Source organism: Lentzea alba (assembly GCF_047445655.1).
Classification (GTDB): domain Bacteria; phylum Actinomycetota; class Actinomycetes; order Mycobacteriales; family Pseudonocardiaceae; genus Lentzea; species Lentzea alba_A.
Window position 1 is genome coordinate 165,427 of the sequence record NZ_JAJAEG010000020.1, and the last position, 23,307, is coordinate 188,733.

20 protein-coding genes are annotated in these 23,307 nt (G+C 67.2%); 5 read left to right on the forward strand and 15 right to left on the reverse strand.

What is annotated here, in order from left to right; all coding sequences use genetic code 11:
• Positions 1–332: 332 nt before the first annotated feature.
• Positions 333–4,349, reverse strand: a complete 4,017-nt coding sequence (gene eccCa, locus LFM09_RS31025; RefSeq protein ID WP_414100116.1) for a type VII secretion protein EccCa — start codon at positions 4,347–4,349, stop codon at positions 333–335.
• Between the two features lie 232 nt (positions 4,350–4,581).
• Between eccCa and eccD the strand changes: the two genes are divergently transcribed.
• Together eccD and mycP are read left to right on the forward strand one after the other, a co-directional pair.
• Positions 4,582–5,985: a type VII secretion integral membrane protein EccD gene (gene eccD, locus LFM09_RS31030; RefSeq protein ID WP_414100117.1), complete on the forward strand. Its 1,404-nt coding sequence runs from the start codon at positions 4,582–4,584 to the stop codon at positions 5,983–5,985.
• Positions 5,982–7,400 (forward strand): type VII secretion-associated serine protease mycosin, encoded by a 1,419-nt coding sequence (mycP, locus tag LFM09_RS31035; protein ID WP_414100118.1) that lies wholly within the window; start codon positions 5,982–5,984, stop codon positions 7,398–7,400. Before eccD ends, mycP begins: the two co-directional genes overlap by 4 nt.
• 73 nt (positions 7,401–7,473) lie before the next feature.
• Here mycP and LFM09_RS31040 read toward each other — a convergent pair whose 3' ends face one another.
• The 3 genes from LFM09_RS31040 to eccB form a co-directional block, all read right to left on the reverse strand.
• Positions 7,474–8,544 (reverse strand): WXG100 family type VII secretion target, encoded by a 1,071-nt coding sequence (locus LFM09_RS31040; protein ID WP_414100119.1) that lies wholly within the window; start codon positions 8,542–8,544, stop codon positions 7,474–7,476.
• Positions 8,545–8,555: 11 nt separating this feature from the next.
• A complete protein-coding gene (locus LFM09_RS31045) occupies positions 8,556–8,873 on the reverse strand; it encodes a hypothetical protein (RefSeq protein WP_414100120.1) in 318 nt (105 codons plus the stop codon).
• A gap of 70 nt (positions 8,874–8,943) precedes the next feature.
• Positions 8,944–10,563 carry a type VII secretion protein EccB gene (gene eccB, locus LFM09_RS31050; RefSeq protein WP_414100121.1) on the reverse strand — a complete coding sequence of 540 codons (1,620 nt, stop codon included), beginning with the start codon at positions 10,561–10,563 and terminating at the stop codon, positions 8,944–8,946.
• Between the two features lie 159 nt (positions 10,564–10,722).
• Between eccB and eccE the strand changes: the two genes are divergently transcribed.
• The 3 genes from eccE (at position 10,723) to LFM09_RS31065 (ending at position 14,619) form a co-directional block, all read left to right on the forward strand.
• On the forward strand, positions 10,723–12,042 hold the full coding sequence (eccE, locus tag LFM09_RS31055) for a type VII secretion protein EccE (RefSeq protein WP_414100135.1): 1,320 nt from the start codon (positions 10,723–10,725) through the stop codon (positions 12,040–12,042).
• A complete protein-coding gene (locus LFM09_RS31060; RefSeq protein WP_414100122.1) occupies positions 12,039–12,764 on the forward strand; it encodes a hypothetical protein in 726 nt (241 codons plus the stop codon). Before eccE ends, LFM09_RS31060 begins: the two co-directional genes overlap by 4 nt.
• Positions 12,765–13,053: 289 nt before the next feature.
• The gene (locus tag LFM09_RS31065; RefSeq protein ID WP_414100123.1) at positions 13,054–14,619 is read left to right on the forward strand and encodes a S8 family serine peptidase; all 1,566 of its coding nucleotides are present in this window, start codon (positions 13,054–13,056) and stop codon (positions 14,617–14,619) included.
• A gap of 498 nt (positions 14,620–15,117) precedes the next feature.
• Here the strand turns inward: LFM09_RS31065 and truA are convergent, their stop codons facing one another.
• The 11 genes from truA to secY form a co-directional block, all read right to left on the reverse strand.
• The gene (truA, locus tag LFM09_RS31070; protein WP_414100136.1) at positions 15,118–15,936 is read right to left on the reverse strand and encodes a tRNA pseudouridine(38-40) synthase TruA; all 819 of its coding nucleotides are present in this window, start codon (positions 15,934–15,936) and stop codon (positions 15,118–15,120) included.
• Positions 15,937–15,971: 35 nt separating this feature from the next.
• Positions 15,972–16,535 (reverse strand): 50S ribosomal protein L17, encoded by a 564-nt coding sequence (rplQ, locus tag LFM09_RS31075; protein WP_414100124.1) that lies wholly within the window; start codon positions 16,533–16,535, stop codon positions 15,972–15,974.
• Positions 16,536–16,586: 51 nt separating this feature from the next.
• Positions 16,587–17,645, reverse strand: a complete 1,059-nt coding sequence (locus LFM09_RS31080; protein ID WP_089915248.1) for a DNA-directed RNA polymerase subunit alpha — start codon at positions 17,643–17,645, stop codon at positions 16,587–16,589.
• Between the two features lie 151 nt (positions 17,646–17,796).
• Entirely contained in the window at positions 17,797–18,402 is a 606-nt protein-coding gene (rpsD, locus tag LFM09_RS31085) for a 30S ribosomal protein S4 (protein WP_053733133.1), read from the reverse strand.
• 23 nt (positions 18,403–18,425) lie between these two features.
• A complete protein-coding gene (rpsK, locus tag LFM09_RS31090; RefSeq protein WP_086669042.1) occupies positions 18,426–18,833 on the reverse strand; it encodes a 30S ribosomal protein S11 in 408 nt (135 codons plus the stop codon).
• A 37-nt stretch (positions 18,834–18,870) separates the two neighbouring features.
• Positions 18,871–19,251, reverse strand: a complete 381-nt coding sequence (gene rpsM / locus LFM09_RS31095) for a 30S ribosomal protein S13 (protein WP_086669041.1) — start codon at positions 19,249–19,251, stop codon at positions 18,871–18,873.
• Positions 19,252–19,471: 220 nt separating this feature from the next.
• Positions 19,472–19,585 carry a 50S ribosomal protein L36 gene (gene rpmJ, locus LFM09_RS31100; protein ID WP_010148647.1) on the reverse strand — a complete coding sequence of 38 codons (114 nt, stop codon included), beginning with the start codon at positions 19,583–19,585 and terminating at the stop codon, positions 19,472–19,474.
• 25 nt (positions 19,586–19,610) lie between these two features.
• Positions 19,611–19,832 (reverse strand): translation initiation factor IF-1, encoded by a 222-nt coding sequence (gene infA / locus LFM09_RS31105; protein ID WP_005166804.1) that lies wholly within the window; start codon positions 19,830–19,832, stop codon positions 19,611–19,613.
• Between the two features lie 241 nt (positions 19,833–20,073).
• The gene (gene map, locus LFM09_RS31110; protein WP_414100125.1) at positions 20,074–20,847 is read right to left on the reverse strand and encodes a type I methionyl aminopeptidase; all 774 of its coding nucleotides are present in this window, start codon (positions 20,845–20,847) and stop codon (positions 20,074–20,076) included.
• A gap of 59 nt (positions 20,848–20,906) precedes the next feature.
• Positions 20,907–21,467 (reverse strand): adenylate kinase, encoded by a 561-nt coding sequence (locus LFM09_RS31115; protein WP_414100126.1) that lies wholly within the window; start codon positions 21,465–21,467, stop codon positions 20,907–20,909.
• Positions 21,468–22,778, reverse strand: coding sequence for a preprotein translocase subunit SecY (secY, locus tag LFM09_RS31120; RefSeq protein WP_414100137.1), 1,311 nt, complete (start codon positions 22,776–22,778; stop codon positions 21,468–21,470). It lies immediately after the preceding gene.
• Positions 22,779–23,307: the final 529 nt, after the last annotated feature.

Sequence of the window (23,307 nt, forward strand, 5' to 3'; positions counted from 1 at the left end):
AGGAGATCCGGTCATGGGGGAACCGGGCAGTCCCCTGCTGTTCGGTGGGCCCGCGGCTTCGGCTGCGGGCCCTTTTACTTTGCGCGCGAACGGTTCCGCCGGCGTTGTCATCCATCTGTGAGCGATGCGAGAGCGGCGTGCGGCAGAGTCCACGTCAACCGGTTCGGCGGACACGAAAGCCTGGGGGCGTCTCCGGCGAAACAACCCAACCGGTGCGGTCTTCTCCCTCTTGACCGCACCGGACGGGTCCGGCCATGGGGGGCGGCAGGTAGAACCCCTGCTACCTGAGAAGGGCCCCGCGGCTGCTGCCGCGGGGCCCTTCGTCATGTCCACTAGTCGGGCTGGATCCAGGCGAACTGGATGCGCTGCTGACCGAGCTTTCGGGTCACCATCGTGCCCCGGCCTGGAGGCTGCGGCGACGGCTTGAGGTTGCCGACGATGTTGCCCTCCTCCTTGGAGCCGGACCCGACGAAGATCGGCGCCGAGATCTCCTTCAGCTTGCCCATCACCGGGTCGTACATCGCGCGGGACGCACCACCCATGCGGCGGGCCAGGATGATGTGCAACCCGACGTCCTTGGCCTGCGGGATGAACTCGGCCAGCGGCTGCAGCGGGTTCGCGCCACCCTGAGGAGCGACCAGGTCGTAGTCGTCCACGACGATGAAGACGTCGGGGCCGGTCCACCAGGAACGGTTCCTGAGCTGCTCCTGCGTCACGTCCGGGCCGGGCATGCGCTTGGTCAGCGAGCCCTTGATCTCCTGGATGTTCTGCGTGAGCTGCGTGGCCGACACCGCGTAGCTGAGCAGGTGGTCGGTGTCGATGAAGCCGAGCAACGTGCGGCGGAAGTCCGCGAGCAGGATCAGCCCCTCGGACGAGGTGTAGCTGGTCATGATGCCGCGGATGATCGTGCGCAACATGTTCGTCTTGCCGGCCTCGCCGTCGGCCAGCGCGAAGAAGTGCGGGTCCGCGTCGAAGTCCATGTAGACCGGCGCGAGCTCGTCCTCGTTGACGCCGACCGGGACCAGGTGGCCGCGGTTCGGGTTGAGCTGCTGGACCTGCGCCATGAACTGGCCGTAGTCCAGCAGGTCGGGCAGCATCCGGACCTGCGGGGCACGCGGGCCCTGCCACGCCTGGTTGAGCTTGGCGCTGAGGTCCTGGACACCCGCCGAGATCGTCTGCGGGTCCTGCGAGGTGTCGATGCGCGGCAGGCCGGTGAGGAAGTGCAGCTTGTCACCGGTCAGACCGCGGCCGGGACGACCGGGCGGGACGTTGACCGCGACCTTGCGGTCGATCTCGGACTCGCTCGGGTCACCGAGGCGCAGCTCGAACCGCGTGCCGAGGAGGTCCTTCATCGCGGGCCGGATCTCCGCCCACCGGTTCGCGGCGACGATCACGTGCACGCCGTAGGACAGACCCTGGGCAGCCAGCGCCTGGACCTGCGGCTCGACCATCTCGAACTCCTGGCGGAAGTTCATCCAGCCGTCCACGATCAGGAACGCGTCACCGAAGTTGTCGTCCTTGATCTCACCGCGGCGCTTGCGGTTGCGGAACTCGACCATCGAGTCGATGCGCTGGTCGCGCCACCGCAGTTCGCGCTCGGTGATCAGGGTCTGGAGCTCGGCCACCATGCGGCGGACCTTGTCGACGTCGAGACGACCGGCGAACCCACCGACGTGCGGCATGTCCTCCATCGAGGCGAGCGTGCCACCACCGAGGTCGATGCAGTAGAACTGCGCCTCCTCGGGCGTGTGCGTCAGCGCCATCGACGCGATCATGGTCCTGAGCAGCGTCGACTTGCCCGACTGCGGACCACCGACGACCGCGCCGTGACCGGCGGCACCGGAGAAGTCCGCCCACAGCAGGTCGCGTCGCTGCTCGAACGGCTTGTCGACCACGCCGACCGGGATCTGCAGCACGCCGTTCGCCGGGTAGCCCGGCGAGGTGAGACCGCGGTCCGGCGTCACGTCGAGCGGCGGCAGGATCGTGTCCATCGTCGGCGGCTCGTTCAGCGGGGGCAGCCACACCTCGTGCGCAGGCGGGCCCTGGCCGACGAGACGTTCGACGATCAGTTCGAGCTGGGTCGGCTCGTTCGCGTCTTCCTTGACCGGCGCGGCCGCGACCGGCACCGGTTCGATCGGCCGCTCAGGCTCCTTCGGGATCTCGATGAAGTCCGGCACGAAGAACCGCGGACGCTTGTCGCTGCGGACCGCCACCGACTCACCGGCGGACTGCATGCCCGACGGCCGGTAGGTGCCCGAGACGTAGAGCGCCTTGAACCTGGTCAGCGGCATGCCCTGCACGCTGAGGTAACCCGAACCCGGGATCGGCGGCAGCTCGTAGGCGTCCGGCACACCGATCGCCGCACGCGACTCGGCCGCGTTGAACGTCTTCAGACCGATCCGGTACGAGAGGAACGTGTCCAGACCGCGCAGCTTGCCTTCCTCGAGTCGCTGCGACGCGAGAAGCATGTGCATCTGCAGCGACCGGCCGACACGACCGATCTGGAGGAAGATGTCGATGAAGTCCGGCTTCGCGGTCAGCATCTCGGAGAACTCGTCGATGCAGATGAACAGCGCGGGCAACGGGTCGAGCTGGGCGCCGTTCTCACGGGCCTTCTCGTAGTCCCAGACGTTCTTGTAGTTGCCCTTCGCCAGGACCTCCTGCCGGCGGGAGACCTCACCGGCGATGGCGTCCTTCATGCGGTCGACCAGCGTCAGGTCGCCGGCGAGGTTGGTGATCGTCGCGGCGACGTGCGGTGCCTTGTCCAGACCGAGGAACGTCGCACCACCCTTGAAGTCGACGAGGATCATGTTGAGCGCCGTCGACGAGTGCGAGGCCAGCAGACCCAGCACCAGGGTGCGGAGGAACTCCGACTTACCGGAACCGGTCGCGCCGATGCACAGGCCGTGCGGGCCCATGCCGTCCTCTGCCGCTTCCTTGATGTCGAGCTCGACCGACTGGCCGTGCTCGCCGATGCCGAACGGGATGCGGTAGCGGTCGCGCTTGGGCCGGGGCCGCCACGCCTGCTGCACGTCGAACGTGATCGGGTCGCCGGGGATGCCCATGAACTCGAGCAGCGGCGGGTTGTTGCTCATCGCCAACGGGTCTTCACCGCTGTCGCCACCGGCTTCACCGGCGGCACCCATGCGGTACGGCGAGAGCCTGCGGGCCAGGGCCTCGGCCTCCACGACGGAGAGGCGGTCCGGCGCGCCGAACCACTCGACACCGCTCGCGGAACGAGCACCCAGCTGGTTGTTCTCGACGACGAGCCGCAGACCGCGCCGCGCCGTCAGGTTGCCCAGGCACTCGGACAGGTCCAGCAGCGTGACGCCGACCAGACCCTCCTCCAGGATGATCATCTCTTCGCGGCTGATGTCGCCGTCGTCGATGACGATCACGATGTGCGGCTGGTCGGGCGGCGGCGGGGCGTTGCGGGTGAACCGCTGCCGGTCGCGCAGGTTCTCGTCCAGCATCGCCTCGATCTCGGCGAGCGAGTTCGCCATCATGCGGCGCTGGCCGATGCCGTCGATGTCGGTGGGGTGCTGCGCGTGCGGCAGCCACTTCGCCCACTCCCACAGCTGCTTGGTGCGGCCCGCGCTGACGACCGCGATCAGCAGGTCGTCCGGGGCGTGGAAGGTGACGAGCTGGGCGAGGAGGGCACGCGCGAGGTCGCGGCGGTCCTCCATCTCGCCGAGCAGGCCGACCGCGGCGAAACCGCGCAGCGCGATGGAGATCGGCAGATCGGGCACGAGCGAGTGGGCGCGCACGAACCGGCGCAGCGCCAGCGTCGCGATCGGCTCCAGCTCCTCGACCGGACCGGTCTGCGGCGGCACCAGGCGGGTGGCGAGGCGCTGCGAGCCCCGGCCGGCGCGCAGGTGGCAGAAGTCGGGGTCGTTCTGACGTCGTTCCCACATGCGGCGCGTGGTGGCGAGCGACCACAGCATCTGCGGGTCCGGGTGGACCCACTCGCGCTCGGCGCGCTGCTCGTCGGCCGCCTCGCGGGCGCGGTCGCGCATCTGGCCGAGGTACCGCAGGTAGTCCTTGCGGTCCTCGTTCATCTCGGCTTTCTTCTGGCCCTTGCCGGAGCCCATGCCGCTCGCCATCATGCCGATGGTCGAGATCATCATCATGCCCGGCATGATCATCGCCGCGGGCTGCCGCGGCATGAAGACCATCATCATCGCCATCATGCCGACGGACGCCACGATCATGACGACGGGCATGGCCTTCATCATGATGTTGCCGGGGATGATCCGGGGGACCTCGGGTGGCGGCTCGAGGTGTACCTCACCGCCGGGAGGCCGGGGAGCAGCAAGGCGTGCCGTTCGCTTGAACTGCAGCGTGCTCAACTGACAGGCACCTCTTCGACTCTCGTTACGCCACCAGTAGCAACCGACACTATTGCGCATCTGCGCGCGCCACGAAGGTGGGTCTGGAAAAAACCCAGTCGAACGTGTTCTGCGAACAACACGTGCAGGAGCCGTCGGTCCGGCCATACTAGGGCCGCCCGGCGAGCGTCCGAGTGGACCAATAGGGTCGGGCACATTGTTTGCAAGCGCTGATCTGACTTAGGGGGCCCTGGTGGCGACCGGTACGACGGTGTTCAGCCGTGTCACGGTGGTGGCACCTCGAACGCGTATCGACGTCGCGCTACCTGCCGACGTGGCGGTGGCCGATCTCTTGCCGATGCTGCTGGACATGGCGAGAGAGGCCACTCCGGACGGTGGCGTCCGGCACGGCGGCTGGTGCCTCGCCAAGCTCGGCGACAGCCCGCTCGACCCGGCGCGCACGCTGGCATCGCTGGGCGTCGTCGACGGTGAGCTGCTGCAGTTGCGGCGGCGCAACGAGAATCCGCCGCCGCCGCTGTACGACGACGTGGTGGACGCGATCGCCGAGTCCGATCCGGACTCGTTCCGGCCGTGGACGAAGGAGACCGCGCAGAAGTTCGGTCACCTCGCCGGCGCGCTCGCGCTGATCGCCGCCGCGGTGGCGCTCTTCCTGTCCGGCCCGATCGCGCAGGGTGACTCCGGCAGCGGTCTGGCCGCGGCCATCGCCGGTGCCGTCGCCGCCATCGCCGCGCTCGCGGCGGGCGCGACCATCTCGCGGGCCTACGGGTCGACGTCGACGGGTGTGCTGATCGCCGCGTGCGGTTCGCTGCCGATGGCGTTCGTCGCGGGCTTCCACGCGGTGCCGGGTGTCGGCTTCAACCCGAAGATGCTGCTCGCCTCGGCGTTGCTGATGATCTTCGCGTGGGGCGGCATCCTGCTGATCGGCCAGGGCGTCACGGTGTTCATCGCTGCGGCGACCGGCGGCACGCTGGTGGCACTCGCGTTCCTGGTGGCGACGTTCGTCGAGCACCCGCTGGCCGGTGTGGCCGCGGGGACCGGAGCCGTGGCACTCGCCGCGCTGTCGTTGCTGCCCAGGCTGACGCTGCAGCTGGCCAAGATCCCGCCGCCCGTCGTGCCGACGAACGCCGAGGACCTCAAGGAGGACAGCGGCTTCCCGGAGTACGCGGTGATCGAGCGCCGCACCGCCGTGGCGCACGAGTACCTGACCGGCATGATCGTCGGCACCGGCCTGGTCGCGGCGCTCGCCGCCATCGTCGCCGCGGGTGCCGACACCGTCTGGGGTCCGATCTACGGCGTGGTCGTCGCGATCGTGCTGATGATGCGCGGCCGGGCGTACGCGAACGGCGCGCAGGCCGTGGCGCTGCTGACCACCGGCATGTTCGCCGCCGCCGGCATCCTGCTCGGCTGGCTGATCTCCTCCACCGAGTTCAACCGCATCGCCTTCGTGTTCGGCACGCTGGTGATCCTGGGCGCCGCCTCGCTGGTGCTCGGTGTGGTGTTCCCCGGCCAGAAGTTCTCGCCGCCGCTGCGCCGCACCGTCGACATCATCGAGGCGATCCTGATCGCCTCGGTCGTACCGCTCGCGCTGGCCGTGATGGACATGTACTCGGTCTTCCGGAGCCTGATCACGCTATGAGGACCGGTCTGAAGCGCACCACGGCGGCAGCGACCGCCGGACTGCTGCTGCTGACGGGGGCGTTGCCGCCCAACGCCTCCGCTCAGCAACCGTCCTCGTCGCCGTCGTCCTCACCGAAGGTGAACTCGGTGCCGCCGCCGCTGCCGCCCGGCGTCGGGCCGCCCAGGGACGACGCCAAGCCGGACGTCCCGTACGTGCGCACCAACAAGGAATGCGTGCAGTCGGACACCAAGAGCAACCTGATCGAATACATGCCCTGGGGCCAGGTCTATCTGGACCTGGACCGGGCGCACAAGTTCGCGACCGGCAAGGGCACCAAGATCGCGATCATCGACACGGGTGTCGACCCGCGGAACAAGCGCTTCGGCGGCCGCGTCGTCCCGTCCGGTGAGTACGTGGCCGGCAACCTGAACGGTGCCGACGACTGCGACGGCCACGGCACCGAGGTCGCCGGAGTCGCGGCGGCGCAGAAGACCGAGGGCGACTTCGTCGGCGCCGCACCGGAAGCGCAGATCCTGGCGATCCGCCAGACCAGCGACCGGTTCGAGTACAAGAGCCAGACCGAGAACCGCGCCACCGCCGGCAAGGTGATCACGCTGGCGCAGGCCATCGTCCACGCGGCGAACCTGGACGCCGACGTGATCAACATCTCGCTGACGAACTGCGGTTCGCCCAAGGGCTTCAGCGCCGACGACGAGAGGCTGCAGGCCGCGATCAAGTACGCGGTGGACGTCAAGGACTCCGTGATCGTCACGGCGGCCGGCAACCTCGGCGACGGCAACACCGGGTGCAAGGACCAGAACAACAACCTGGACCCGGCCAACGTGAACTCGGTCTCGTCGCCGGCGTGGTTCGCGGACGACGTGATCTCGGTGGCGGCGATGAACCGCAAGGGCGAGGTCTCGAACTTCAGCGTGTGGGGCCCGTGGGTCACCCTCGCGGCGCCGGGCGAGGAGATCATCTCCGTCGACCCGAAGAGCGACAACGGCCTGACGAACGCGAACGTCACCGCGCAGGGCTCCGGCGACATCAAGGGCACGAGCTTCGCCGCGCCGTACGTCTCGGGCATCACGGCGCTGGTGCGTCAGCGGTTCCCGGAGCTCAAGGCGCGTCAGGTGATGGAGCGGTTGAAGGCGACCGCGCTGCACCCCGGCAACGTGTCCGGCCGGGACAACAAGATCGGCTACGGCATGGTCAACCCGGTCGCGGCGCTCACGGCCGTGCTGCCCGCGGAGGCGTCCGGGTTCAAGAAGCCGCAGCAGAAGGAGCTCAACACGGCTGTCACGCCGCCGGCCGGGTACGACTGGCCGCCGATCATCGTGGCGCTGTCGGGCATCGGTGCCGGTGCCGCACTGCTGATGCTGACGTTGTTCGTGCGCAACTCGCTCAACCGCAGGCGCGGCAGCCCGGTGTAGTTGTTGCCTGGAACCGCAAAACGGCCCCGCTGGAGATCTCCAGCGGGGCCGTTCTCGTTGTCCTGGAAGGAGCTCAGTCCTCGCCGATCACCTTCGGCGCCGCCTTCTTGGGCTTGCCGAGCAGGTCGTCGATCGACCCGGTGATCCGCTGCTTCGACTTGTGCTCCTTGTCACCGCCCTGCTGGCCGGCACCACCCGCCATGCCGCCCATCATGCCGCCGCCCATCATCCCGGCACCTCCGGCAGCCCCAGAACGGCCACCAGCGGCCGCGGGAGCCGCACCGGCCGCACCACCCTTCTCGGGCGGCGGTCCGGGCTCAGCGATGCCGGTGGCGCCACCGAACTGCATCGGCTGCTGGGCCGCTGCCGCAGGAGCGCCGAGGGAACCGACTCCGCCGCCAACCCCGCCACCGCCACCTCCGGGAGGTGCGCCACCACCGACGCCGCCGCCCTTGCCGGCGGTCGCGGTGTCGGACGCCTTGGGCGGTTCCGGGGTCTTGGGCGGTTCGGGCTTGGCGGGCGCGGCGTAGGTCCAGTCCTTGTCGGGGTACTTGTGCTCCATCCGCACGGAGCCGAAGTTGCCGGCCTCACCGGACACCCCGTCGCACAGCTTGAGGAACGCCTCCAGCACCTGCCGCGCCGAGTCGTGCAGCTCGCGGACCGGGTCCTTGAGCTCCTCGATGTGCTTGATCGCGCGCTCGTCGCCCTCCACGGGCAGCGCCGCCGTGCCGGACACCGAGTCCGCGGCGTCGGCCAGCACGTGCGCCATGTCCTGCACGATGCCGCGCACGCCGTCCGCGGTCTCCTCCAACGCGTCCGCCATGGCGGTCATCGCGTCGGACATGTCACCGCCCGCGAGCCCCACCTTGCGCATGTGGTCGATGAACGCGTCGGCGTCCTTGCCCTCCCACCGCGCGTCGACGTCACCGAGCGGGCCCGCGACGTGCTTCGTGACCGCCTCGGTCACCTTCGCCGCCTTGCGCCAGCGCTCGGCTTCCTCGCGCAGGTCGTTCCAGTCGCCCACCAGCGGGTCGAAGAAGTCGTGCACGAGATCGACGACACCGAGCTTGCGACTCACCCGCGAGAGGTAGTCGAGCTCGGGTCCGACCTCGGCCGCGATCTGCCTGCCGTCCTTGGCCACCACGAGCTTTCCCCCTACCGCCGGTCGACCTTCTTGATGAGCTGCACCGCTTCCTCGTCGGAGGCCCCGTGCTGGCCGGCCACCGCGTGCAGGCCCTTCGCGGCCGCGTCGAGCGTGTCGCAGGCGCGGGCGAGCTGCGAGTTGAGCAGCTCGGCCGCACGGGCGTAGCCCTGGGAGTTGCCCAGCGTTCTGCCGATCTCGCCGAACGACTCGGGGCGCAGCGGGGACACCTTCATGGCGTCCCGCACGCGCCGCAGATCGTCCGTCGTGCCGTCGATCCGGTCGGCGTACTGCTCCAACCACTCGGAATCAACGGTGATGCGACCGGCCACGACTGTCCCCTAACAACACTTCCGGGTGCATTTGTCTGCATTCGACGGTGATGCACCCGGAACGGTTCCGCTACTTCTGCGTGGACTGCGACTGCGGATCCGTGATGACGCCCTTGTTCGCCACGATCGCGTCGTAGCTGCGGTTCGCCTCGTTCTTGTTGAGCTGCGGCCCCATCGGCAACAGGTTCAGGATCTGGTTCGGTGCCGGCGGGAAGTTCCCCTCCAGCCCCAGAGCCGCCGCGGTCCCGGCGTCCGGGACGCCGTAGCGGACACCACGACCCGTGACGATCTGCACCGGACCCGTCCCGAAGTCACCGATGCTCTGGCTGGCCCGCACGACCGCCTGCTTGCCGGGCAGCATCAGGAACTCGTCGATGATCTCGCCACCGGCACCGGGCGCGTTCAGCTGCACCGGGGTCATCTCCTTGGGGCCGGGCAGCTTGGAGCCGACCGTCACCGAGGTGTGCTGGGCCTTGGTCGTCTCGGTGTAGTTGTCGGCCTTCCAGCCCAGGCAGATCACCGTGTTGCCGGGGTTCGCCTCCAGCGTGGTCGGGATCTTCACCGGGTACGACGTGAGGTCGAGCGGGTTCTTCGGGTCCCGGTGGTCGGAGATGGCGCTCGGCGAGAGCTGGATCGGCTTCTTGTTGTTCGAGTACGACCAGCGCAGCAGGTCGCCGACGGTCTCGTCGACGGTCTGGAAGCCGTCCTCCAGCGCCACCATGTAGGTCGCGGTGTTGGTCAGGTTGACCTCCACGACCTCACCGATGTTGACCCGCGTCTCGCTGACGTAGTTCGCCTGCTTGCCCTGGTCCGGGATGACCGGCGCGATCAGGGGGGCGACCTCGGGGATCGCGTTCAGCATCGCCGTGCTGATCGCCCGCGGCGTCTTGCCCTTCAGCTTGAGGGCGTTCATCACCTTGTCGTTCTTCAGGTCCACTTCGGCGCGCACCGTCGACGACGAGATCCGGTCCAGGTCCTTGGGCTTCTTGTAGATCAGGTAAGCCTTCTTCGCGCCGGTGCGCTGCTGCACCAGGACTGCCTCGTCGCCCAGCTCCGGGTTGCCACCGCTCACGCCGGCGATCACGGAGGTCTTGATCTGGTTCTCCGCCGCCTGGTTCTCGCGGAACTCGTCCAGGTTGAGGGTGTCGCAGACCGACCACTGCGCGTCGATGCGGAGCTCCGGCTTCGGCAGGACGTCCGGCGCGTCCGGGAGGCCGGTGAGGCGGCCGCGCGGCAGGGTCGCCAGCGCCTTCTCGCTCACCAGCTTCGGTTCACCACCCGCGACCTGGCTCTGCCCGCCCTCAGCGGTGCCACCAGGTGCGTCGCCACCACCGGCCTGCTGGTCCGGGTTCGAGCGCGAGTACCAGAGCAGCCGGGCCGACGCGAGGTTCGTCATCGGGATCAGGCGCCTGGTCGGTGCCGAGTCGACGACGTAGACCTGGCCGGTCTCCTTGCTGATGGCGATCTGGGTCTTGTCGTCGAGCTTCGGCGCGGGGCTGAAGAGCCCGTACACCAGGAAGCCGATCAGGCCGACCACGCCCAGCACCACGCCGACCGCTGTCGCGCGCGAGTGATTGCGCATGGGGTCATGCAGCATCACTGAGTCTCTGCGGACCAGAGCGGACTGCATCCGCCGCAGGACGAATTGGTAGGCCTGGACCTGTGACTTGGTGGTGGGTGTTGATGCCATTCTCGGCTCGCTGCTCTCCCCGTCGCGGTACGGTTCCGCAGGATAGCCGGACGCAGGTTGCTCCGTGGGCCGGTTCGCCAAGCCCACCGACCATCGAGGGGAAAGAGACCACAACGGATGTCCGTGACCACTCCACATCCGCCCCGGCCGAACCAGGGAATGGCGCGGCCGCAGGGACCTGGGGGTCCTGGCCAGCAGGCTCCCGCGCCTCCACGTCCGGTCGGGCGTGTCCGGCGCAGAGCGGCCGGCGTCAGCCTGGGCTCGTTGCCGGTCTCCAACGTTGTCACGATCGAGATCGGTCTCGCGATCGCTCTGCTCGTGCTCACCCTCATGGGCGTGAAGAACGACGCCGGCGCCCTGAACGTCGTCTCGGTCTCGATCGCCGGCGGTGTGCTCCTCATCGCACTGATCCTCGCGTTCACCCGATCGCGTGGTCGTTGGCTGACCCAGTGGATCGGTGTCCGGCTTCGGTACAACTTCCGCTCGCACAGCCGCACCGCCAAGCGCTCGGCCCCGCAGGAGTCGACCGCCGGTGACGACGAGATGCAGGTGCTCGGTCCCGAGGACCCGCGCGTCGCGCTGCTGCGGCTGGCGATCCCGGACCTGGTGATCGCGAAGGGCGTCGACCACGAACGTCGCCCGCTGGCGCTGTCGTGGCACGACGGCGTGTGGACGGCGGTGCTGCTGGTCGACCCGACCCCGCCGCTGATCTCCGCGGTCGGCGCGTCCCAGTCGCTGCCGCTGGGCGCGCTGGCACCGTGCCTGGAGGACCGCGGTGTCGTCCTGGACGCGATCACCGTGATCTGGCACTGCTACCCCGGCAGCGCGGCACTTCCGCCGAACTCGCCGGCCGTCAGCTCGTACATGGAGGTGCTCGGCCCGCTGCCCGCGGCCGCCCGGCGCACCACGTGGATCACGGTCCGGCTGGACCCGCGTCGCTGCGGCGAGGCGATCCGGGAGCGCGGCGGCGGCGTCGTCGGCGCACACCGCGCGTTGATCGGCGCGTTGTCCCGCGTCCGCAACGCCCTGGAGTCCGCAGGCGTCACGATCCGCCCGCTCGACTCGGACGAGCTGCTGCGCGCGGCGATCTCGTCGGCCGAGCTGACCGCGGCCGTCGGCAACACGAACCCCGTGTCGCTGCGCGAGAAGTGGTCCGGTGTCACCGCGGGTGGCGTCGGTCACGCGAGCTACGCGATCACCGGTTGGCCGTCGAAGGGCTTGAAGGGCAACCTGAACTCGCTCACGGGCGTGCGCGCTCTGTCGTCCACGCTGGCGATGTCGATCTCACCGTCCCGTGAGGACGGTCAGGTCTCGCTGCGCGGCCTGGTGCGGGTCAGCGCCCGCACGCCGAGCGAGCTGGACCGCGCCGAGGACCAGTTGTCGAAGCTGAGCGACAAGCTCGACATCACGCTGACCCCGTTGCGGGGCATGCAGCTCGCGGGCCTCGCCGCGACGCTGCCGCTGGGAGGTGTGGCATGAGCTCGTCCCGTCTGCTCGACTCACGCGGCCGCGACGGCGTGGCACCGGAGTTCCTGGTGTCGCCGAACATGCTCGACGTGGTCAGCCCGAGCGCAGACCGCGGCGGCATGATGCTCGGCCAGGGCACCAAGGGCGAACCGCTCACGGTGTCCGTGCTGCGCCCGACCCCGACCCGCATGGTGGTCGTCGGCGGCCTGTACTTCGCCCGCCAGATCGCCCTGCGCGCCATGGCGACCGGCGCGTGGATCATCATCGCGACCGGCCGCCCGCAAGCCTGGCAGCCGGTGGTGCGCGCAGCGGGCCAGGGCCCGGACGGCCGCCCGTCCCAGCTGGTCCAGCTCCGCCGTCTGTCACCCGCCGACCTGCCGAGGCCGACGGAGGACATGCCGCTGCTGGTGATCCACGACGGCGGCCACGTCCCGCAGGAGCTCTTCCCGCCCCGCGCACCGTGGCAGACCACGATGTACGTCCTGCCGTACCTGCACCCGCAGGCCGCTTCAACGGCGAACAACGCGGACCTCGTCCTGCTCCAGCGCCTGCCGATGGGCCAGGCCCAGCTGGCAGGCCAGATGTGGCGCCTGCGCCCGCAGATGTTCCAGCAGCTGACCCAGCTGAAGGACGACCAGGTCATCGCGATGGGCCAGGACATGTGGGCGCACCTGCGCCTGTACACCACCCCGGCCGAGCAGCAGATCCTCGGAGCAGTCCGCCGAGGCGATTGAGGCTGTGCTCGATTGCCGCTGCTCCGCAGACGGCGGCGAGTTCGTCGAGGAGTCGGACATCCGGCACGAACTCGCGTTAGTTTCAGTTGAGACACTGCGCCCCGAACGTTCATCGTTCGGGGCGCAATTGTTTTGTCCATAGCTCAGCGGCACCAACTAATTCACAGCCCCCGCAAAACTGTTGATCGGCCAATCGAAGGTTGTTTCGTGGACCTTCTTGTGCGAAATCCGTCTGCGCCACTAAGAAAACTCTCACCTGCACGACCCTGCGACGAGGGAGCACGCTGCTATGGGAGAATCGTGGGTCAGACGAGCGGCTGGAATCGGACTGGCGGCGAGCACAGCGCTCGTCCTGTCGTCCGTCTCCGCCACCGCTGCGCCCGAGGGGGAGATTCGTAACCTCGGTGCGTCCAACGCGGTCAAGGACAACTACATCGTCGTGCTGAAGGACAACATCAGCACCGCAAGTGCCACCTCTCTGAGCGCTAAGTACGGCGCGAAGGTGAAGCACTCATACAAGTCCGCTTTGCGCGGTTTCTCCGCCGAGATGCCGGAGTCAGCCGCAAAGCTCCTGGCCGCCGACCCAGCCGTCGCCTACGTGGAGCAGGACGGCGAGGTCCACATCTCGGACACGCAAACCCCGACCCCCTCCTGGGGCCTGGACCGCATCGACCAGCGCACGCTCCCCCTGGACAACAGCTACACGTACCCCAACAAGGGCACCGGCGTAACCGCGTACATCATCGACACCGGCATCCGCATCTCCCACACCGACTTCGGCGGCCGAGCCACCCACGGCCGCGACACGGTGGACAACGACAACGACTCGACCGACTGCAACGGCCACGGAACCCACGTCGCGGGCACCGTCGGCGGCACCAAGTACGGCGTGGCCAAGGACGTGAAGCTGGTAGCCGTCCGAGTCCTGAACTGCACGGGCTCCGGCACCTTCGCAGGCGTCATCGCCGGCATCGACTGGGTCACCGAACAGGTCAACAACAACCCGGCCAACAAGCCGGCAGTCGCCAACATGTCCCTCGGCGGCGGCGCCAACCAAACCGTCGACGACGCCGTGAAGCGCTCAATCGCCGCAGGCGTCACCTACGGCCTGGCCGCAGGCAACGACAACGGCGGCAACGCCTGCAACACGTCCCCGGCCCGCACCCCCGAGGCCATCACCGTCGGCTCAACCGACCGCACCGACGGCCGCTCGTCGTTCTCCAACCTCGGCACCTGCCTGGACATCTTCGCCCCAGGCCGCGACATCACGAGCGCCTGGCTGACCAACGACGACGCCACGAACACCATCAGCGGCACCTCAATGGCCACCCCACACGTCGTAGGCGCAGCAGCCGTCTACCTCGGCTCGTCCCCCACCGCGACCCCGCAACAGGTCCGCGACGCCCTGGTGGAGAACGCCACCTCCGACGTGGTCACCAACCCGGGCACCGGCTCCCCGAACAAGCTCCTGCACATCACCGGCACGGCCCCCGGCAACCCGCCCGGCCAGTGCCCGTCGGTCACCAACGACACCGACACGGCCATCCCGGACGCCAGCGAGGTCAAGTCCCCCATCACGATCGCCGACTGCAACGGCAAGGCCAGCGCCACCGGCACCGTGAAGGTGGCGATCAAGCACACCTACCGAGGCGACCTGGAACTGTCCCTGATCGCCCCCTCAGGCGCCGTGAAGCTCCTGAAGGTCTCCAGCGGCGGCGACGCAGCAGACGACATCAACGCCACCTACAACGTGAACGTAGGCGCTGAAGACGCCAACGGCACGTGGCAGCTGCGAGTCCGCGACCTCTACCGCCAGGACACGGGCCACATCGACTCGTGGACGCTCGACATCTGACGCACGACACCAGCAACCTCTCCACCCCTCGGAGCCCCCGGTCCCCCCGCCGGGGGCTCCACCCTTTCCAGGCGAAGAAAGTGCCATCAACCCTCGCGTGGCGCTGGCCGGTCTTTGATCAGATTGGCGGGGTCCTGGGGTCAGAGCCCAGGGCCCCGGCAAAGTCACTCGGCCGTTCCTGGCCTGGGCGCCGGGGGCAGCGACTCGATCAAGAGCCGGAAATGGGCCTGTCGTGGTCGATGAAGCGAACGTTCATCCACGTCAGGTCGATGAAGGTTCCCTTCATCGACCACGCACGGTTGGTGGGTGCGCTCTCATCGGACATCCTTCGCGGCGAGAGTGCGGCATGAAGATCTACTTCGCTCGGCCGAACCGACTTTGCCGGGCCCTGGGGTCAGAGCCTCAGAAATCAACGGGACGATCCGCGCGCAACGCGCCCACCTGCGGACAACAAACCGGCGCCCGCCAACGCAACCGAGGGACGGCAACCAGCGCGCCTCAGGAAGAAAGAGTCCGAACCTTCCGAGTCACCTCAGCCCGAGCCGCCAACTCGGAATCCTCAGGAAAGTCCACCCGCACCAAACACAATCCATGCGCCGGTGCAACGGTGACCCCAGACGCCCGCCCATGGAGCGACAGAAGGGAACCGGGCCATTCAGGAGCCTTCCGCCCCTCCCCAACAGCCAGCAACGCCCCGACCAACGACCGGACCATCGAGTGACAGAAGGCATCCGCGGACACGAACGCCGTGATCACACCGTCCGCCTCAGAGCGCACCAGCTCAAGCCGCTGCAGCTCCCTGATCGTCGTCGCACCCTCACGCCGCTTGCAGAACGCGCAAAAGTCGTGCTCCCCCAACAACATCCCAGCGGCCACATTCATGGCGCCAACATCCAACGGACGAGGCCAGCTCAACGTGTCCAACCGCCGCAACGGATGAGCCCCAAAAGCAGCATCCGTGACCCGGTACTCATAGTGCCGCCGCATCGCAGAAAACCGAGCATCAAATGCTCCAGGCACCACGCGAGCAGAAAACACCCGAACATCCGAAGGCAACACACGAGCAAGCCGCTTCGGAAGCCCCTCGACATCCACCGAATCAGGCAGATCAGCATGAGCGACCTGCCCAGACGCATGCACCCCAGCATCCGTCCGCCCAGCCACGGTCAAAACAACGTCCTCGCGCAACACCATGGAAAGCGTGTCCTCAAGAACGCCACAAACCGTACGACGGGACGGCTGCCGAGCCCACCCGGAGAACTCGGTCCCGTCATACCCCAAGTCGAAGCGAACACGAACGAGCCCGCCGCCCCCGATTCCGGGAACGACGGGCTCGTCAGCAGACTTACCGCTCAGGACTTGTCCTTGTCGGACGCCTCAGCAGCCTCGTCCTTGGCCTCTTCAGCCTCGACGGCCTCAGCGGTCGGCTCGCCGTCAACCTCGACAGCGTCCTCGGCCTTGGTCTCGTCAGCGTCCGCCTCGACGACAGCGGCCGCGGCCGGCTTCTCGTCCTTGGCGAACTTGGTCTTGCGCGCAGCCTCGGCCTCCGTGGAGACGAGCTTCTGCTGCACCAGCTCGATGATGGCCATGGGGGCGTTGTCGCCCTTGCGCGCCAGCGTCTTGGTGATGCGGGTGTAGCCACCGGAACGGTCGCTGAAGAACGGACCGATCTCGGCGATCAGCTTGTGCACAACGTCCTTGTCGCGGATCGTCTTCATGATCTCGCGGCGGTTGTGCAGGTCGCCGACCTTGGCCTTGCTGATCAGCTTCTCGGCGTACGGACGCAGCCGCTTCGCCTTCGCCTCAGTGGTCTTGATCCGGCCGTGCTGGAACAGCGCCGTCGCCAGGTTGGCGAGCAGCAGCCGCTCGTGCGCCGGAGACCCACCGAGCCGGGGGCCCTTGGTAGGGGTGGGCATCGCTTGCTCCTGTAGTAACTAAAAGAGATCCTCTAGCTCTGAATCAGAGCGTCAGAGCTGCTCGGTCTCCGCGTAGTCCTGACCGTCGTCGTGCGGGTCCAGGCCGGCACCGGCACCCCAACCCGTGTCACCGGGGTGGTAGTCGGCAGCAGCCGCGGACGGGTCGAACCCAGGAGGCGAGTCCTTCAGCGCGAGGCCGAGGCCGACGAGCTTCATCTTGACCTCGTCGATCGACTTCGCACCGAAGTTGCGGATGTCCAGCAGGTCCGCCTCGCTGCGCGAAACCAGTTCGCCGACGGTGTGGATGCCTTCCCGCTTCAAGCAGTTGTAGGAACGGACCGTGAGGTCCAGGTCCTCAATAGGCATCGCGAACGCGGCGATGGTGTCAGCTTCGGCCGGCGACGGGCCGATCTCGATGCCCTCGGCGTCGATGTTCAGCTCGCGAGCGAGGCCGAACAGCTCAACCAGGGTCTTACCCGCGGAAGCGACCGCGTCCCTCGGAGTGATCGAGGGCTTGGTCTCCACGTCGAGAATCAGCTTGTCGAAGTCCGTGCGCTGCTCGACACGCGTGGCCTCGACCTTGTACGTCACCTTGAGAACCGGCGAGTAGATCGAGTCAACGGGGATGCGGCCGATCTCGGCGCCCGCCTGCTTGTTCTGGACAGCCGGGACGTAGCCGCGACCGCGCTCGACGACGAGCTCGATCTCCAGCTTCCCCTTGCCGTTCAGGGTCGCGATGTGCAGGTCGGGGTTGTGCACGGTGACACCGGCCGGAGGCACGATGTCGCCCGCGGTCACCACACCGGGACCCTGCTTGCGCAGGTACATGGTCACCGGCTCGTCCTCTTCGGACGAGACGACGAGCTCCTTGAGGTTCAGGATGACGTCGGTGACGTCCTCCTTCACCCCGGGAACCGTGGTGAACTCGTGCAGCACGCCGTCGATGCGGATGCTCGTGACAGCAGCACCGGGGATCGACGAGAGCAGCGTGCGGCGGATCGAGTTGCCGAGCGTGTAACCGAAGCCCGGCTCCAGCGGTTCGATGACGAACCGGGAACGGGTCTCGGAGACCGCTTCCTCGCCGAGCGAGGGGCGCTGGGAAATCAGCACTGGGTTCTTCCTTTCAGCAACGACGCCCGCTATTTGACGCCGTCAACAACAGCCAGTCACGAAGACCGGCAAACGCACTCGGCACACCCTTCGCGCCGATGCGGGACCCGACCCGAGCCACCGTCCAAATCAGACGGTGGCTCGGAGAGGATCACTTCGAGTAGAGCTCGACGATGAGCTGCTCGGTGACAGGCGTGTCGATCTGCGCGCGCTCGGGCAGCTGGTGCACGAGGATGCGCAGGTTCGACGGAACGACCTGCAGCCAAGCGGGAATCGGGCGGTCACCGAAGGACGCGCGAGCAGCCTCGAAGGGCAGCGTCGGCATGGACTTCGGCTTCACGTCGATGATGTCGAACTTCGACACCTGGTAGCTCGGGATGTTCACCTTCTGGCCGTTGACCAGGAAGTGGCCATGCGCGACCAGCTGGCGAGCCTGGCGACGCGTGCGGGCGAGGCCCGCGCGGTACACCACGTTGTCGAGGCGGGCCTCGAGGATCTGGAGCAGGTTCTCACCGGTCTTGCCCGGGCGACGAACCGCTTCCTTGTAGTAGCGGACGAACTGCTTCTCGAGCACGCCGTAGGTGTAACGAGCCTTCTGCTTCTCCTGGAGCTGCAGCAGGTACTCGGACTCCTTGACCCGGCCCCGGCCGTGCTGGCCGGGCGGGTACGGACGGCGCTCGAACGCCTGGTCCCCACCAACGAGGTCGACCTTCAGGCGGCGCGAGATACGCGTCGCGGGTCCCGTGTAACGAGCCATTAGTTCTTACTCCTCCCCGTGCCTCAGACCCGGCGCCGCTTGGGCGGGCGGCAGCCGTTGTGGGGCTGCGGGGTCACGTCCTGGATGGTGCCGACCTCGAGACCGGCGGCCTGCAGCGAACGGATCGCGGTCTCACGACCGGAGCCGGGACCCTTCACGAACACGTCCACCTTGCGCATGCCGTGCTCGGCGGCCTTGCGGGCGGCGTTCTCGGCAGCCATCTGCGCCGCGAACGGCGTGGACTTGCGCGAGCCCTTGAAGCCCACGTGGCCGGCGGACGCCCAGCTGATCACGTTGCCCATCGGGTCCGTGATGGACACGATGGTGTTGTTGAACGTGCTCTTGATGTGCGCCTGGCCGTGCGAGACGTTCTTCTTTTCCTTGCGCCGGATCTTCTTGACCCCGGCGCCCGTGCGGGACTTGGGTGGCAAAACGAACTCCTAGGTTGAGGGCAGTAGACGCGAGGTCTTACTTCTTGCCGGCCTTCTTCTTGCCGGCCACGGTCTTCTTCGGACCCTTGCGGGTACGGGCGTTCGTCTTCGTGCGCTGCCCACGAACGGGCAGGCCGCGACGGTGCCGAAGACCCTCGTAGCAACCGATCTCCATCTTGCGACGGATGTCGGCCGCGACCTCACGGCGAAGGTCACCCTCGACCTTGTAGTTCGTCTCGATGTGGTCCCGCAGCTTGGCGAGGTCGTCGTCCGTCAGATCCTTGACCCGGAGGTCAGGGGAGATCTGGGTGGCGGCGAGCAGCTCCTTGGAGCGCGTACGACCGATGCCGAAGATGTAGGTGAGCGCGATCTCCATCCGCTTTTCGCGGGGGAGGTCGACGCCAGCGAGTCGTGCCATGTGGCGGTTAACTCCTGTCGATTACTTCCAGGTCTGCTCCTCGCCCAATTCCGGTGACTGACTCGCTGTGTGTCGTTCCGGCTGCTCTCACAGCCGGTGTCCCGGCCCCGGCCTGGAATCCGGGGGTGTCCGCACGCTTGAAGCCCTGCGTGCGGCAGGTACGAGGAGGCTTCTCGTTACTGCGTCATCGAAGATCTCGACGGGCGCGTGGTGGAACTGGTCAGCCCTGGCGCTGCTTGTGGCGCAGGTTCTCGCAGATCACCATGACCCGGCCGTGACGGCGGATCACCTTGCACTTGTCGCAGATCTTCTTGACGCTCGGCTGAACCTTCACGCCTGAGATCTCCTGCTACTGGAGGTCACTTGTAGCGGTAGACGATGCGCCCGCGGGACAGGTCGTAGGGCGAGAGCTCCACGACAACCCGGTCCTCAGGGAGGATGCGGATGTAGTGCTGTCGCATCTTGCCGCTGATGTGCGCGAGTACCTTGTGACCGTTCTCCAACTCGACCCTGAACATCGCGTTGGGGAGCGGCTCGACTACGCGGCCCTCGACCTCAATGGCCCCGTCCTTCTTGCCCATGTCCTCCGCGTTTCGTGACGGTGGTAATAACCTTTGGACGCGCGCCAGCCCGGTTCGATCTCACCTGCAAGGGCATGACTGAACCGGCGCGACGGATGCGCCACCTGACCAGTGTACGCAGTTCACACCAGCAACCCAAATCGGGGGCGCTCTCCCGGCCCATCGTGACCCGAGTCACCTCGTCCGGGAACAAAACAACCCCGCCCACCTGCGTGAACGGGGTTGTCTGAAGCTTCGAGGCTCACTCCTCGGGCGCGGTGAGCACCCAGGGACCGTCCTCGGTGATCGCCACGCTGTGCTCCCAGTGCGCGGCACGCGTGCCGTCGAGCGTGATGACGGTCCAGCCGTCCTCGAGCTCCTGGGAGTCGTCCGTGCCGAGCGTGAGCATCGGCTCGATCGCGATGGCCATGCCGACCTTGAGCCTCGGGCCCTTGCCCGGCTTGCCGTAGTTCGGCAGGAACGGGTCCATGTGCATCTTGGAGCCGATGCCGTGGCCGCCGTAGTCCGCGACGATCCCGTACTCGATGCCGTCGCGCTCGCCCGACTCGATGGCAGACGACTCGATGGCGAACGAGATGTCCGTGAGCCGCCCGCCGGGAACCGCGGCCTCGATGCCCGCGAGCATCGACAGCCTGGTCGCCTCGGACAGTTTGTGGTCGGCCGGCGACAACTCACCGACGCCGACCGTCACGGCCGAGTCGCCGTGCCAGTCGTCGAGGATCGCGCCGCAGTCGATGGAGATCAGGTCGCCCTCGGCCAGCACCTGCTTCTTGCTGGGGATGCCGTGGACGATCTGCTCGTTCACCGACGCGCAGATGCTCGCCGGAAAACCGTGGTAGCCCTTGAACGACGGAATCGCACCCGCATCCCTGATGGTCTGCTCGGCGATCTCGTCGAGGTCCCAAGTGGACACACCGGGCTTCACCGCGTCCACCACGTTGCGAAGGGCACGCGCCACGACCAAGCCGGAGGCGCGCATCGCCTCCAGCTGGCCACGGGTCTTGATCTCGATCATGCGTTCACTACCTGAAACACCTGTGACGACGGAACGAAGCCGGTCAAGCAGTCCACCCGTCACTTCTCGCCGCGCAGCGAGTGAAGCGCTGCGAGGGCTCGCTCACTGATCTCGTCGATCTCGCCGACCGCGTCGATCGAGATGACCTTCTCCGCGTAGTAGTTCAGGAGCGGCGCGGTCTCGTTGCGGTACACCTGCTGCCGGTGCCGGATGACGTCTTCCTTGTCATCCGTGCGCCCGCGCGCGAGCAACCGCTCCACCACGACGTCCTCGTCGACCCTGAACTCCAGCACCGCGTCGAGCTCGTGCCCGTCAACGGACAGGAACTCACCGAGCTTGTCCGCCTGCGCCACGTTGCGGGGGAACCCGTCGAGCAGGAACCCGTCCGCCGCGTCCGACTCGGCAAGACGCTTGCGCACCATCTCGTTCGTGATGGAGTCCGGCACGAGAGCGCCCTCGTCGAGGATGCTCTGCACCTCCAGCCCGAGCTCGGTCTGGTTGCTGATGTGTGACCGGAAGAGGTCGCCCGTCGAGATGTGCGGCACGCCGAGCTTGCGGCTCAACACTTCAGCCTGGGTGCCCTTGCCCGCACCGGGCGGGCCAACGAGAACGAGTCGCATCTAGCGGAGGAACCCTTCGTAATTGCGCTGCATGAGCTGGCTCTCGATCTGCTTCACGGTGTCGAGACCGACACCGACCATGATCAGAACCGCGGTGCCGCCGAACGGGAAGTTCTGGTTCTGGTTGTCACCAGTGAGATCCAGGAACATGTTCGGCAGGATCGCCACGATGCCGAGGTAGAGCGAACCGGGAAGCGTGATGCGACCCAGCACGAACTTGAGGTACTCGGCGGTCGGGCGACCGGGACGGATGCCAGGGATGAAGCCACCGAACTTCTTCATCTCGTCAGCGCGCTCGTCCGGGTTGAACGTGATGCCGACGTAGAAGTACGTGAAGAAGACGATCAGCAAGAAGTACGTGGCGATGTGCACCCAGCTCGACTGCTTGACCAGGTACGTCTGGACGAACGTGGAGAACCAGTTCGGCTCGGTCGACGAGCCCTGGGTGAGTCGAACGATCAGGTCCGGCAGGTAGAGCAGCGACGAGGCGAAGATGACCGGGATGACGCCGGCCTGGTTCACCTTCAAGGGAAGGTACGTCGAGGTGCCGCCGTACATGCGACGACCGATCATGCGCTTGGCGTACTGCACCGGGATGCGGCGCTGAGCCTGCTCGACGTAGATGACGCTCGCGATGATGATCAGAGCAGCCACGCAGACAAGGGCGAAGGTCACGCCGTTCTTGTCGAGGATGTTCTTGCCCTCGGCGGGAATCCGGGCAGCGATACCGGTGAAGATCAGCAACGACATGCCGTTGCCGATGCCCTTCTCGGTGATCAGCTCACCCAGCCACATGATGACCGAGGTACCGGCGGTCATGGTGATGACCAGCACGATGAGGGTGAAGATGCTGTCCTTGTTCGGGATGACGTCCTGATCGCACTCACCGAACAACTGCCCGCGCACCGCAAGCGCAACGAGACCAGTCGACTGCAGGATCGCCAGCCCGATGGTCAGGTACCGCGTGTACTGGGTCAGCTTGCCCTGACCAGCCTGTCCTTCCTTCTTCAACTGCTCGAACCGCGGGATGACCACGGTCAACAGCTGAATGATGATGCTCGCGGTGATGTAGGGCATGATGCCCAGCGCGAACACGGACAGGTTGAGCAGCGCACCACCGCTGAACAGGTTGATCAGCGAGTAGATGTTCTGGCCTTCAAGCTGTTCAGCACACGCCCGCACGTTCTTGAAGGACACGCCCGGCGCGGGCATGGTCGCTCCAAGCCGGTACACAATGATGATCCCGAGCGTGAACAGGATCTTCTTGCGTAGATCCGGCGTCGCGAGAGCCGAGCGGAATGCGCCGAGCACGCGAACCTCCTGAGCGTTGCCGACCCCCAGGGACCGGCACATGCGGTAGATGGCAGGCCGCAGCAGGCAGCCACGACCAAGCGACCCGGAGGACATCCGGGTTCAGCCCGCGACTCTAACAGCAGCCCCCGACCTGGTCGTACCCAGTGGCCAATCACAGGTTCCAACCGGTTGATCTCTCACGACCCCACTAGGCCATCCGGGGTAGCTACCAACCAGATTCCGTGCTACGAGCAGCCATTTTCGCCCACCGCGAACGTTTGCCCCCAGCCCGGTGTTCCCGCCGCGCGCCGCGAAAGTTCAGCTACCCGCAGAACACAAAACGCCAAAGCCAATTCGCTCGCCGGCGCAGCGAAGCCGAAGGCGAGCCGCCCTGCCACACAGGGCGAGCCAGACGCCCTTATGCGATGCCGCAGGCGAGCCTTCCTTCCCGGGCGGTCCCGGCGGTGGGGATCCCGTCACGAGTCGCACCAAGGCCCTCGCCGCGCCCAGGAGGGGGTGTCAACTCGACACGCTTTTCGTCGAGTTG